Annotated in this window: 14 protein-coding genes; 11 read left to right on the top strand and 3 right to left on the bottom strand. The window is 33.6% G+C overall.

Going from position 1 to position 13,458, the window contains the following annotated elements; genetic code table 11:
• Window positions 1-108: 108 nt before the first annotated feature.
• From BUA89_RS16480 to BUA89_RS16450, 7 genes are all read left to right on the top strand, one after another.
• Complete coding sequence (locus BUA89_RS16480; RefSeq protein ID WP_072960705.1) at window positions 109-942, top strand: GLPGLI family protein; 834 nt, start codon at window positions 109-111, stop codon at window positions 940-942.
• A gap of 135 nt (window positions 943-1,077) precedes the next feature.
• Window positions 1,078-1,650, top strand: coding sequence for an RNA polymerase sigma factor (locus BUA89_RS16475; RefSeq protein ID WP_072960702.1), 573 nt, complete (start codon window positions 1,078-1,080; stop codon window positions 1,648-1,650).
• Window positions 1,634-2,479 (top strand): HEAT repeat domain-containing protein, encoded by an 846-nt coding sequence (locus BUA89_RS16470; RefSeq protein ID WP_072960699.1) that lies wholly within the window; start codon window positions 1,634-1,636, stop codon window positions 2,477-2,479. The genes BUA89_RS16475 and BUA89_RS16470 overlap by 17 nt, the downstream gene beginning before the upstream one ends.
• A 37-nt stretch (window positions 2,480-2,516) precedes the next feature.
• Window positions 2,517-3,314 carry a DUF4097 family beta strand repeat-containing protein gene (locus BUA89_RS16465; protein ID WP_072960696.1) on the top strand — a complete coding sequence of 266 codons (798 nt, stop codon included), beginning with the start codon at window positions 2,517-2,519 and terminating at the stop codon, window positions 3,312-3,314.
• Window positions 3,315-3,401: 87 nt separating this feature from the next.
• Window positions 3,402-3,785, top strand: coding sequence for a barstar family protein (locus BUA89_RS16460; protein ID WP_072960693.1), 384 nt, complete (start codon window positions 3,402-3,404; stop codon window positions 3,783-3,785).
• Between the two features lie 161 nt (window positions 3,786-3,946).
• Complete coding sequence (locus BUA89_RS16455) at window positions 3,947-4,573, top strand: SGNH/GDSL hydrolase family protein (RefSeq protein ID WP_083531701.1); 627 nt, start codon at window positions 3,947-3,949, stop codon at window positions 4,571-4,573.
• The gene (locus BUA89_RS16450) at window positions 4,573-4,905 is read left to right on the top strand and encodes a gamma-glutamylcyclotransferase family protein (RefSeq protein ID WP_072960690.1); all 333 of its coding nucleotides are present in this window, start codon (window positions 4,573-4,575) and stop codon (window positions 4,903-4,905) included. Before BUA89_RS16455 ends, BUA89_RS16450 begins: the two co-directional genes overlap by 1 nt.
• A 201-nt stretch (window positions 4,906-5,106) precedes the next feature.
• Here the strand turns inward: BUA89_RS16450 and BUA89_RS16445 are convergent, their stop codons facing one another.
• Window positions 5,107-5,460: a diacylglycerol kinase family protein gene (locus BUA89_RS16445; RefSeq protein WP_072960687.1), complete on the bottom strand. Its 354-nt coding sequence runs from the start codon at window positions 5,458-5,460 to the stop codon at window positions 5,107-5,109.
• Between the two features lie 210 nt (window positions 5,461-5,670).
• On the opposite strand from BUA89_RS16445, the gene dnaN reads away from it, so the two are divergent.
• The 4 genes from dnaN (at window position 5,671) to BUA89_RS16425 (ending at window position 11,502) form a co-directional block, all read left to right on the top strand.
• On the top strand, window positions 5,671-6,801 hold the full coding sequence (gene dnaN / locus BUA89_RS16440; protein WP_072960684.1) for a DNA polymerase III subunit beta: 1,131 nt from the start codon (window positions 5,671-5,673) through the stop codon (window positions 6,799-6,801).
• A 495-nt stretch (window positions 6,802-7,296) separates the two neighbouring features.
• Window positions 7,297-9,699, top strand: a complete 2,403-nt coding sequence (gene pheT, locus BUA89_RS16435) for a phenylalanine--tRNA ligase subunit beta (protein WP_072960681.1) — start codon at window positions 7,297-7,299, stop codon at window positions 9,697-9,699.
• Window positions 9,700-10,011: 312 nt separating this feature from the next.
• On the top strand, window positions 10,012-10,422 hold the full coding sequence (locus BUA89_RS16430; RefSeq protein ID WP_072960676.1) for an META domain-containing protein: 411 nt from the start codon (window positions 10,012-10,014) through the stop codon (window positions 10,420-10,422).
• 21 nt (window positions 10,423-10,443) lie between these two features.
• Window positions 10,444-11,502, top strand: a complete 1,059-nt coding sequence (locus BUA89_RS16425; protein ID WP_228420588.1) for an IS256 family transposase, variant Zn-binding type — start codon at window positions 10,444-10,446, stop codon at window positions 11,500-11,502.
• Window positions 11,503-11,763: 261 nt separating this feature from the next.
• Here the strand turns inward: BUA89_RS16425 and BUA89_RS16420 are convergent, their stop codons facing one another.
• Both BUA89_RS16420 and BUA89_RS16415 read right to left on the bottom strand, forming a co-directional pair.
• Window positions 11,764-12,003, bottom strand: coding sequence for a hypothetical protein (locus BUA89_RS16420; RefSeq protein ID WP_002977986.1), 240 nt, complete (start codon window positions 12,001-12,003; stop codon window positions 11,764-11,766).
• A gap of 38 nt (window positions 12,004-12,041) precedes the next feature.
• The gene (locus BUA89_RS16415) at window positions 12,042-13,364 is read right to left on the bottom strand and encodes a hypothetical protein (protein ID WP_072960673.1); all 1,323 of its coding nucleotides are present in this window, start codon (window positions 13,362-13,364) and stop codon (window positions 12,042-12,044) included.
• Between the last annotated feature and the right edge of the window lie 94 nt (window positions 13,365-13,458).

Genomic DNA, 13,458 nt, shown 5'->3' with positions numbered 1-13,458 from the left:
AACACAAGATGATTGCTATAGATGGTGATCATTTTTTTTATTTAAAATCTGCAACATTTTTCTGAATCCTGCATCCTTTTAATAGTAAGAATATTAAAAAACAGTAATATGAAACTCAAACTAATCATTATCTTATTTACACTGACTGCTTTTTTAAAGGTATTTTCTCAATCCTATAAAATCGTGTACGACTTCAAGTGGAAAACCGAAGAGAATACAGAAAACTACAATTCAGAACTGACGGTTCTTTTGAAAAATAAGGAGAATTCTTATTTCGAATCACTCGCAAAATTTAAATATGATTCTGTAAAAACGAAATTGGTAAAGCAGGGAAGCAGAAACTTTCCGGCACCCAAACAGCAATGGAAATTACAGACTTTAATTTTTAAAGATTTAAAATCTCAGACAACGATTACCGAAGAGAATTTTTTTGACAAAGTGTATTTAACGACTTACCGATGTAAACCCAGCTGGAAAATTCTGCAGGAAAAAAGCAGGATGTTTAATTATAATGTACAAAAAGCTGAAGCTGATTTTGGAGGAAGAAAATGGATTGCATGGTTTACCAATGAAATCCCCATCAGTGACGGACCTTACAAATTTTACGGATTACCAGGATTGATCCTGAAAATATCAGATTTTAAAGAAAATTTTATTTTTGAAATTAAAGGACTTACCAAAGAAGAAAATAATATTGACGAAAGAAATGCTTATACAGCGAAAGTAAATTTTACGCCCAAGCAGTGGGAAACTTTCTGGACTCAGTATCAAAAGGATCCTGCCATGATTTTTGCGAATCTGAATTCTTCAAATGCTACTGCTACTTATGTTTATTACGGTCAGAATATCGACAGCAAAGAAGTAAAGGAAGCTTACAACAAATCTGAAAAGCAAAAAATAGACGTTTTTAAAAATCCTATCGAACTAAAGACATGTGAATAATGAACTGTAAAGTAATAAACTACAGGTTAAATTCAATCGAAAGTGAAATTTTCTAAAAAAATAAAAATAAATTGCAACATTTAAAAACCGAATTGCGTCTACTAAGTAGAGACGAATAACAAGACTTAATAATTATTGAAAACAACAAATGTAAATATCAGTGATAAGGAATTGTTGGAACTATGCAGTTTCGGCAATAATTCCGGGTATTCCATACTTTATCAGCGTTATTCGAAAGCAGTTTTCAATTCGGTTTTCCGTCTTGTGAATGATAGGGAAGATGCGGAAGATATTCTGCAGGAGGTTTTTGTAAAAGCATTTTCAGAATTAACATCCCTGAAAAATACCGATAGCTTCGGAGGCTGGATTAAGCGAATCGCCATTAACCATTCTCTTACCTTTCTTCGAAAAAAGAAAATCTATTTCGCGGAAATCGAAGATGATAAAATGTATGATCTAAAAGATAATGAGCTTGAAGAGAGGCTTGCTTTGGAATTCCGTATTGAGGAACTGCAGAATGTAATTGCTGAGCTTCCGTTACAGATAAGAACTATTGTCAATCTTTTTTTATTTGAAGATATGCCGCAGGATGAAATTGCTAAAACCCTGAATATTCCCGCAGGTACAGTGCGAAGTTATTATCATCGTGCTAAAAAGAAGATTTTTGAAAAATTAACTCAAAAATGCCAAAATGAAAGATCCGCTTAAGAAATATATTCAAGATCATCGTGAGGAATTTGACACGCTTGAAGTTCCCGATGAAACGTTTGATAAAATTATGTTGAGGCTAAATGGGCAGACCGTTTCCGAAAAAAAAATAAGACCGCTGTTTTCTAAGAAAAAAATGTTTTTAGCAGCTTCTGTGGCAATTATTTTAAGTGTCGGATTTTATACTTTAAAAAGCCTAAACGAAAGTGAACAAGCAATAATTGCGGATACTGATAAAATCAAAATAAAAGATAAGGATTTGGTTGATATTCTAAATCAAAAAGATATACCGGAAACTGCAAAAATAATAACTACAAAACAGGAAGATTCGGGCAAATTTTTTGTAAGTAATCGTTCTGTTTCATCAAAAAAAATACAAAAAAAGGAAAATTTTGTTCAAAACAACCATTCTGAAAATAAAAACGGTTTTAATAAGTTAAAAGCCTTAGAATTATTAAATGATCAATTTTCGGCGAGTTCAAGATTGCAGGGAATCGCTTTGTTAAAAGATTTTTTAGTTTCGGATCATCAACTGATTCAAATCTTATGCGACAAAGCACTTATAGACGAAAATACCAATGTGAGATTAGCAGCAGTGGAAGCTTTGTCTACACATATTCAGAATCCTGAAATCAATAGGAATATCAAACAGATTTTTCTTCAGCAGGATGATGCAATGGTGCAGAAAGAATTGATTGAGATTTTGTCGAATCAGAATTCATCAGAACTCACTGCAGACGTGAACTCAAGGTTGGAAGAACTCACTTTAAATCCTACAACAGCGGATTTCGTCAAAGATGAAGCCTATGCTGTGTTGATGAGATATTAAATTTTATATAAATTACAGATTATTAACAAATTAATTCATGAAAAAGATATTTCTGATCTTATTTATTTTTATGGCAATTTCTTTCCAGGCTCAGGAAAGTAGTGAGCAAACCAATTCTGCTCAGCAACATTCTAAGACCTTTAAGGTTAAAAAAAACAAAGGTAAACTTCTTCTCAATCTTGGAAAAGCAACGGTAGAAGGTTATAAAGGAAACGAAATTATATTTTCTGTTCAGATAGAAGATGATGAAGAAGATGAGCGTGCAGCAGGTCTTCAGATGGTAAATGCACTGGGACTTAAAGATAATACAGGACTTGGAATTAACGTTAATGAAAAAGACGGCATTTTGGAAGTGAATTCGCTAAAAAAAATGTCTTTTCCGGATTTAAAAATTTTGGTCCCTGAAAATATTATTGTTTCATTTAAGCATCAATCACAGTACGGCAAGGACGTTGTTTTCAAAAATATGCAGAACGAAATTGAGGTGGCAACAACCTACAACAATATTCAACTGGAAAACATTACCGGACCTGCAACATTAAAATCTATTTACGGAAAAATTGAAGCTGTTTTCAATCAAAATGTAAAAGGGCCGTTATCGATTATATCTGTGTACGGACTTACCGATGTTACACTGCCTAAATCAATAAAGGCTGATCTTAAAACGACAACTAAATATGGAGAAATCTATGTGTCTCCGGATTTTAAAATAGATGTTGAGAAAAAAGAGGACTTACCCAGCCTTGGAAGCGATTTGGCTGGAAAAATAAATGGCGGGGGAAACAATGTTGAAGTTCGTTCCGACTACAGTAAAATTTATTTAAGAGCAAAATAAGATGCCGATCCATTAATTCGGAGTTAAACTGATTGGGATGATTTTCGTATTTTAGTTATGACAACATCCTTTATTTGAAAAAATAATATGATCAATAAAAAACAATACAATAAAATGACTGTCATCAATGGCGGTCATTTTTCTGATTTGGAGGGTTTCTACGAAGAGATTTCTCAGCTTTTTATGAAAGATGAAGATTGGAAAGTCGGAACTCTGGATGGGTTTGATGATATTTTATATGGAGTGACAACAGATATTACCTGGAAAAATTCTCAAAAGTCAAAAGAAAATCTGGGCTTTGATGCAACCAAAGAATTTTATGAAAATAAAATCAGACAGGGAAAACCTTACAATGTAAAATTAATTCAACAAAAGCTCAAGGAGCTGATTGATGGAAACGGACCTACTTTATTTGAAATTTTAATTGAAATTATAGAATCACACAAAAATATTACACTAATTTTGGATTGAATAAACCATTAAGGGATTTAAGATTTTACGGCTTATAAGCTTTATTAAAAATTAAACAGTTAGTATTAGCAATGTCATGCTGAGCGAAGCCGAAACATCCCCAAAAATATTATTTGATGGTTCAAAAATTCAAAGTTTACAAATAAGATATTTAAAAGCAAATGAAAAAAATGAGGTATGGATTATTCTTCGGTGACAGCATCACTTACGGAGAATATGACGGTGTTTTTGGCGGTTGGGTTGATATTCTGAAAAGATATGCCTTACAGAAGTACAATGAAGGAAGTCATGAATTAATTCTTTTTAATCTAGGAATTGGTGGAGAAACTACAGATGGCTTAGTGAGAAGAATCTCCAATGAAATGGAAGCAAGAAATGCAGCAGAAGGGAATATTATTTTTATTGGTTATGGAGCCAATGATTTAGCAAGTAAAGAAGGTGTTCAAGTGGTAGATTCTGAAAGATTTGCTGTAAATATCTTAAAAGCCATTCAGGAAGCAAAAAAGTATTCTGATGATATTTATCTGGTGAGTATTCTTCCTTTTTCTAACAATGTAGATGGAGTGGTCGTTTCTTCTGGAAAACTGAGAACAAATGATGAAGTTTTGATTTATAATCAAATTCTGAAAAATATAGCGGCTGAAAATTCATTACATTATGTTGATTTTTATTCTGCTTTTTTAGAAGATAAAGAAATTTTACTTTCTGCGGACGGTGTTCATCCCAATGAAAAAGGCTATGGAATAATGGCTGAAATCGTAATCCCAATTATTGAAAACTATTTATAATGCCTCAATTATTTTCTTATGGAACCTTGCAGAAAGAGAAGGTTCAGATTGAAACTTTCGGTCGGATTTTACACGGAGAAAAAGATATTCTCACAGGTTACAAACTTGAAACGTTAGAAATCATAGATCCGGAAGTTCTGCGAAAAAGCAATCAGAAGTATCATCCGATTTTACAATTTTCAGGAAATACTGAAGATGAAGTGGAAGGTGTTTTATTCGAAGTCACGGACGAAGAAATTCTGCAAGCTGATGAATATGAAGTAGATGATTATAAAAGAATTGAAACAGTTTTTAAATCTGGGAAATCCGGATTTATTTATGTTGGAAAATAATTTTTATTTTAAATATAAATAACACAAATTTTTTTCTGAAATAAATACAATTGTGAATATAAGAATCTGTGGGAAAAGGACGTGATATTTTTGTCTTTCAGAGTGAAACGGAGAGGGGCGTGGAATGTATTGCTTTAATTGAAAATGTATATTATACGCGTATTGAGATTGCTTCGTCACTTCGTTTCTTGCAATGACGGGCTAAAAGATATACTTTCCATACACCAAAACTCCTACTACTACAGCCAAAATAGCCATCAAAACAACGGCTCCTGCAGAAATATCTTTAATAAAGCCAATTCTTTTATCAAATTCAGGCTGAATAATGTCACAGATTTTCTCGATAGCAGTATTAAAAATTTCAGCCGATAAAACACCAAACGAAACAATCAGTATCAAAACCAAGTCTAAAGAAGAAAGCTGCAAATAAAAAATCAGAAACACATTAATGAGGAAAGCCAAAAGCTCAAGCTGAAAGTTCCGCTCATTTCTCATCATCAGAAAGACACCTCGGAAAGCGTTTAAAAAACTTTTATGGACGGGTGGCTTTCTCATGATAAAATATTACAGAATATTATTCACAAATATACTAATTGATCAAAAATAAATTATTAAATTTATCCTCTTAAGGAGAAAACTTCCTTGGCAAAAAAGTGGGGTAGAAATAGTTGGAAAATTCTTTTGATGGATGTTAATAACTCTCAGGATTATTCTTCTTAATCTGTTTTCTATTTATTATATTTGTAAAAATTTATTTTTAAATCTATGAAATTTATTATTTCAAGTGGTGAACTGCAGAAGGCTTTGCAAACTGTAAGTGGCGTAATATCAAGCTCTCAGTCGAGGCCGATTTTAGAAAACTATCTTTTTGAATTAGACGGAACTCAACTTACCATTACAGCATCGGATGGTGAAACAACTCTTGTTACTTCTCTTGAGGCAAAATCTGATGATGCAGGGAAATTTGCTGTTCCTGCAAAGATATTTCAGGATTTTATCAAGACGTACGGAGAGCAGCCTCTAACGTTAGCAGTGAAAGACAATGCGGAAGGAACGGGAAGTCAGCTTGAGATTTTAGATGAAAAAGATAACTTCGCGGTCGCTTTGGACAATGCAGACGATTATCCGGAATTGCCGGAATTCGACGCTTCACAAAGTGTTACAATGCCTGCAGGAGTTTTGTCTGAAGCATTGACAAACACACTTTTTGCCACAAGCAACGATTCTCTTCGTCCGGTAATGACGGGGGTATTATTCCAGTTTGGAGAAAATGAAACCAACTTTGTTTCTACAGATTCTCACAGATTGGTAGTGTACAAAAGAATGGATCTTATGAATGCCGAACCGATGGAATTCATCATGCCGAAAAAACCTTTGAACATTTTCAAAAATATTTTAGCAAGCTCAAACGAAGACGTAACAATCGAATTCAACGAGAACATGGCTAAATTTACTTTTGGTAAGCATATCTGGATCTGTAGACTGATTGACGGAAAATATCCGAACTATACAGCGGTAATTCCAAAAGAGAACCCGAATGTATTGACAATCAACAGGAATCTTCTGTTGGGAGCTATTAAAAGAGCTTCAATCATGTCTAATAAATCGACCAATCAGGTGCGATTTAAATTGTCTGCAAACATTCTTCACCTTCATGCTGAGGATACAGAATATGCAAACAAAGCAGATATGCAGATTCCTTGCGATTATAACGGAGAAGATATCAATATTGGGTTTAGTTCTAAATTCCTGACAGAAATGTTAACAATCCTTGGATCAGACGATATCACCATGAAAATGTCTCAGCCGAACAGACCGGGAATCATCGAGCCTCTTGATGGTCTTGAAGACAACGAAAATATCTTAATGCTATCAATGCCGGTCATCGGGTTGTAATATTAATACACATAATAATAAAAGAGGTTTTGATTTTTCAGAACCTCTTTTTCTTTTTTTAGAAGAATTTGATTAGAACGAAAAGTAAATTGTTTTTTTAGGAGCTTTTTCCCGCTTTTCACTATATCTTTTGGGTTACGGACTCCGCTTCGCTCCGTCCGCAACCCAAAAGGATGCCGTTGCAATCGGGGCTAAGGTTGCAGTTGATGTAAAGGTTCATATGTATTTACGCATAAATATTGATTTGTTCTCAGTTTAAAATAAAACCCGCGTAATCTGCTAAATCTGCGAGATAAAGAATAAAAATCAGAGAAATTAAACTCTTAAAGTCTGTTATAAATTTCTCTGTTTCTCAAAAAAACACGACATTTGTAGCGCGAAAAATTCAAGTAAAATTTTCAAAATAAGTGAGGTTTTTTAACTTCAAAAAGTAATAATTTATCAGATGAAACCATTACGTTCCATTTGAACAATTAAAAAATATAGATTTAGCAAATGAAAATATCAAACAACTGGCTGAAAGACTTTATCAAATCGGAATTGAAAACTGAAAGAATCGGTGAGTTCCTTACAGATATTGGTCTTGAAGTTGAAGGGATAGAAAAATTTGAAAGCGTAAAAGGCAGCCTGGAAGGAATTGTTGTCGGCAAAGTTCTGACTTGCGAAAAACATCCGAATGCAGACAAATTAAGAAAAACAACGGTAGATGTAGGAAACGGAAAGGTGTTGGACATCGTTTGCGGGGCTCCAAATGTAGAGGCCGGGCAAACAGTTCCCGTAGCAGTTGTCGGAACAAAAATCTATGATAAAACCGGAAACTTTTTTGAAATCAAGGAAGCAAAAATCAGAGGGGAGGTTTCTCAGGGTATGATTTGTGCTGAAGATGAACTTGGGCTTAGCGATGACCACGGAGGAATCATGGTTTTAGATGAGGAAAAGTATGAGGTCGGAAAAAATTTCGCAGATTATTTTGAATTATCAAATGATGAGGTTTTTGAAATTGGTTTAACGCCAAACAGAACCGACGCAATGTCTCATTATGGTGTTGCAAGAGATCTTTATGCTTTCCTTTCAACGAATCAGCAGAAATCTACTTTTGAAAAAGTTTCTTCTGTTGTGTTGAACAACGAAGGTTCTCATGATTTTAAATTAGAAGTCGAGGATGCTGAATTATGTCCGAGATATATTGGTGCCGTTATTGAAAATGTGAAGGTTGCAGATTCACCGTCTTGGTTAAAGGACAGATTGAAAGCTATCGGATTAAGCCCGATCAACAATGTTGTAGATATTACAAACTATATTCTTCACGGTTTCGGACAGCCGCTTCACGCTTTTGATGCAGATAAAATTGCAGACAAAAAAGTGAAGGTAGGAACGGTAAAAGAAGGAACAAAATTTACGACTTTAGACGGTGTGGAAAGAACATTGAACGGTTCTGAAATCATGATCAAAGACGGAAAGGATAACCCGATGTGTATTGCCGGAGTTTTTGGTGGTGCAAATTCCGGGGTTTCTGCAGAGACAACGACAATTTTCCTGGAAAGTGCTTATTTTAATCCGGTTGCAGTAAGAAAAGGAGCTAAGTTCCACGGTTTAAATACAGATGCATCTTTCAGATTTGAAAGAGGCGTTGACCCGAATATTACGAGAACAGCAATTACTCAAGCGATCAAATTAATTCAGGAAATAGCTGAAGGAAAGATGGTTGGAGAATTATTGGAAGAGTATCCAAAGAAAATTGAAGATCATTATGTGATCATCAGATTCTCAAAAATTGAACAGATTTTAGGAACGAAAATCCACAGAGAGAAAGTAAAAGAAATTTTGAAAGCGCTCGATATTCAGGTTCTGAATGAAATTCAGAACGGTCTGGAAATCTCTGTTCCGGCTTACAGAGCAGATGTTACAAGAGAAATCGACGTTATTGAAGAGATTTTAAGAATTTACGGATATAATAAAATTGATGCTCCACAAAAAATTTCCTTTACACCTATAAAGCTTTCTGCTCAGGATCAGGATGAATTGGAAAACAATTGGGCAAGAACTTTACAGAGCTTAGGTTTCAACGAGGTGATGAACAATTCACTGACTTCTGTAAAAGATGAAACGGATGCTGTAAAATTATTGAATCCGTTAAGTAATGATTTGGCATTCATGAGAAAATCTTTATTGGAAGGGCTTTTACAAAATGCAATCTACAATATCAACAGAAAAAATCAGGATATTAAGTTCTTCGAATTCGGAAAAATTTATCATAAAAGAGAAAAGTACGAGGAAAGAAAACAGCTTGCTATTTTGGTTACAGGAAGAGAAGTTGCTGAAAACTGGTTACAGCCAAAATCTGCGACTAGCTTCTATAACTTAAAAGCTTACGTGAAAGTTTTATTAGAAAAATTAGCAATTGAGTATAAAGAAGTTGCTCTGGCTGACGAAAGATTCTCTGATGCATTGGCTTATGAGGCAGAAGGCAAAACTTTGGTAAGAATCGGAAAAGTGGCTCCTCAGATGTTGAAAGATTTTGATATTGATCAGGAGTGTTTCTATGCAGAAATTGAATTGGAATTTGCTCAGGAATTACGTTCTAAAAACGAATTGAAATTCAAGGATATTCCTAAATTCAACAAAATCAGAAGAGATTTGGCATTGTTAATTGATAAAAATGTGAACTATCAAGATCTTTATCAGACGGCTAAAAAGAATAAATCTCCTTACATTAAGAATATCAACTTATTTGATGTTTATGAAGGAAAAAATCTTCCGGAAGGTAAGAAATCTTACGCAATGAGTTTTGAACTTTTAAACGAAGAAAAAACATTGGAAGAGAAAGAAATTGCTTCAGTAATGGATTCTTTGATTAAGTCTTTCCAGAAAGAGTTTAACGCAGAATTAAGAGGATAATTTCTTTAAAAATATAGATCAAAATAGATCAATTGGAACGGGCTTTATTTAGCCCGTTTTTTTATTATTATAACAAAATAAAATGGCTTTAGCCAAAAAATACAACTATTTGCAGGCATTTGTGAAAATTGTGAGATCTGCGGGACAAATTCCATGTTTATTGTATAAATTCTTACTACATTTCGAATAACAATGAAACTGTTTCTAATGAAAATTTTAGTTAAGAACAATCGTTAAAAAAGCAATAAAATCCTCTGGAAACCGTTTAGATAATAATATTTCCGTAAATTTGGTTGAATCAAAAAGAAAAAAATGAAACATCTTTTTTTAAGTATATGTACAGCAGCGGTTTTGGTTTCCTGCGGTGCAATGTCCGGATCCTCCGCATCGAAAGTAGGAAAGGCTCAGCCTTCTCTTGCGGGTACAAATTGGGCTTTGGCAGATAATGTGAAAGGAAAAATCCCGACGCTGAAGATTGAAGGCGAAAAAATCAGTGGGAATGCTGGCTGTAACAATTACTTCGGAACGGCAAAAATTGAGGCTTCTACAGGTAATTTCTCTGCCGGAGCATTGGGTTCTACAAGAATGGCCTGCGATAATATGAGTGTAGAGAAAAACTTCATGGATATGGTGGGAAAAGCCAATAAATACGTAGTGACAGGCAGTGTCTTAGAACTGTATCAGGACAATCTTTTATTATTGAAATTTAATAAAGCTGAATAAAGGTTTAATAGTCAAAAATAGTTGGTAAAAGTCTTTGTATTGCCGATTGTTACTGATGATATAGAAAGTTTATTGAACTTTGTTTCAATAAACTTTTTTTATGGCTGGAAATTCAAAAAAAATCGTTGTTGGAGTTGCAGAAGTCTGGATGTGATTTCATGGGGAAAGCAAAATGGAAAACGCAGATTTAAATGTAAAAATTGTGGCATTTATTTTACTTCCGAAAATAAATCTGTAAGCTTAAAAAACAAAGAAATTTGGTTCAAAAAATGGATTGTCGGAAAACAGACTTATGAGCAGATTTCAACAGAGTCCGGATATTCGGTTAGTACTCTTCAGCGGTATTTTAACGTGATGCTTGGGAAAGCTCCAAGGCTAAGTTACAGCCAGAACAAGGAGGTTTATTTGCTCATTGATGGTACTTATTTTTCTAATGAAATCTGTTTGGTGGTATACAGAGATAATACTTTTAAACAAACTCAGCTTTACAGAATTACAGATGGAGAGCATTATGAAGAACTTAAAGAAGATTTGGAAAACATTCTGAATTTAGGAATAAAAATTGGCGGGATAACCTGTGATGGTGACAAATCTTTACTTAAAGCTATCCGTAAAGTTTGTCCGAAAGTTCCCGTCCAGCGATGTTTGGTTCATATTCAGAGGATGTGCAAAATATGGCTTTCTGCCTATCCAAAGTCTATAGCGGGTTTTGAGCTGCGTGAAATTGTCTGCAAAATCCATTTTATTGATAATGAAATTAAAAAGCAATATTGGATCAAGGAATTTTTAGACTGGTCTGAAAAGCATAAAGAGTTTTTGAATGAAAAATCATACAGCCAGGAAACAGAAAGATATTGGTACACCCACAAGATGGTGAGAAGGTGTTTTTCGGTTATCAAAAAGGCTTTGCCCAACATGTTTATCTTTCTTCAAAATCATAACATTCCAAAAACAACCAATGCAATAGAATCATTTTTCGGGCATCTGAAAGGTAATCTTAATATTCATCGAGGACTTACCAAAAGTCGGAGAAAAAAGTTTATCCAATGGTATCTATTTTATAAAAATCTAAAATCATAAAAGGTTTTTTTAGCCATAAAGCTGTTCCAATAATTTATACAAAAAAGGATGGTTTTTACCATCCTTTAAACTATTGTGTACAGCACTGACTGTATTGCTGGCAAGTTGCTCCTCAGCATTGCTTGCTTCCTCTTCCAATCAGTCGCCAAATATTACGAATTATTTTTGTGAAAAACACCAACTATTTTTGACCACATTACCTGAATAAAAAACAAAAGGAACTCGATTGAGTTCCTTTTTTATGTTTAGATGGTTAATTTATTAATCTTCCTCTTCTTCGTCGTACTTAGCCAACTCTTCGTCACACCATTTGAACGCAGCTTCTACCACTTTTGTAGCTTCATCTGCCATTGTTTCTTCATCATCACCTTCCAAATCATCTAACCACTCTACTTCTTCTTCCTCAACGTTTAAGATAAATCTTGGATATTCTGTGTGAACAACGAATAAATCTTCTGGAAATTCCGAATTATCTGCTAATAAAAACTTTGGTAATTTCATTTTTTTAATGTTTTAACTTTAAACCAAAGATAATAAAATTATTGGTATTTGTTCTTGTCTATCTTAATTTTTTGTAAAACTTTATACCTCGTTAAAGTAGTTTTCCGGAGCGTGTCTTTGGGTTTTGAGGTCAGGGCTATATTGGGATTAACGGTGCTTATCAGTTCCGCAACCTGTATTTTCTCAAGTTCAAATTCTTCGATATTTTCGAGATAAAATAATAAAGGAACTTTATCAAGCTTCTCAGATTGTAAGAACTGTTTCATTTCTTTTCTGTTTTCAAGATAGTTTCCTTTAGAAAGCCATGTGAACAGAATTCCGGACATAATACTTAAAAATCCTATTGCATACACTTTAATATCAAAAATATGAAACAGTTTTCTGAAATAAATCAGCCAGATCGGAAGACTAAAAGGTGCCATTAATCGATAATCTATGGCATTAACAGAATAAAAATACTGTACAAAATAGGAGCAAATTACACTTACCGTACTTACAAAAACATAGAAAAATTCTGATTCGGAAAGCTTATATTTTACAAAAAGATAAATAATCAAAAAAATATTTAAGAATCCGATCCCGTAAATTCCATAGTTAATAATTCCTCCGCCAGGATTGGCGATATGAATAAACGGATTAAAAGTTGTACAAAGCCCCTGAAACAATTCAACAAGAAGTTTTGAAGTGGGATGCAAACCTATAACTAATGCTCCTTTAACATAATTTTCATTAAAGTAATCGATAAAAAGAAACTTATATAAAATCACAAAAATTCCACCGATTATTGCTGAAATAATAAATACCGAAGAAAACTTTTTCTTCCAAAATACAATTCCGTAAAGTCCGGCACCTCCGATAATGAATAATGAGCTGTAACGGATGTTGTAAAGAGCGATCAGGATAAGTGAAAGATAAAATATGGCTCTTCCCTTTTCTAATTTACCATTGATAATTTGCATTGAAATGTAAAGAAAGACCATGACAAAAGGTAAAATCAGCGGTTCGCTCATCGTATAAGAAAAAATCGAAACAAAGCTGAATAAAGCACTTACTACAATCGATTCTTTAAAGAAAAATTTCTTTTTCCAGGCAAAGAAAATGATAAAAAGATAAGAAAGAACTGCAACTAATTTACTGCTCCAGAATTCATCAGGTCCAAAAAATGTAAAGAATTTGATGGAAGCCGGATAACCAAGTGGAGTAGTAGTGTTATCTATATAAGGAAGATTGTGTGCAAACCTCATGTACCGGATAGAATCCGGGTTGGTTCGTCCTTTTTCATTAAGTAAAAAACGTAAAATGGTCATCACTACAGTAATGATGACCATTGATATCTGAATATATTTTTCTTTAAATTTCATGAAATGTGTAATTAGTGAATTTTGCAATGCAAGTCAATTTCTTCAAGTGAATTTAATTTTAAATTAAAATCCTCGAGATTGAAAAAATTTACAA

This window comes from Chryseobacterium arachidis (assembly GCF_900129245.1).
GTDB classification, from domain to species: domain Bacteria; phylum Bacteroidota; class Bacteroidia; order Flavobacteriales; family Weeksellaceae; genus Chryseobacterium; species Chryseobacterium arachidis.
Note: the sequence above shows the minus strand (reverse complement) of the source record. Positions and strands in the feature narration are given on the sequence as shown.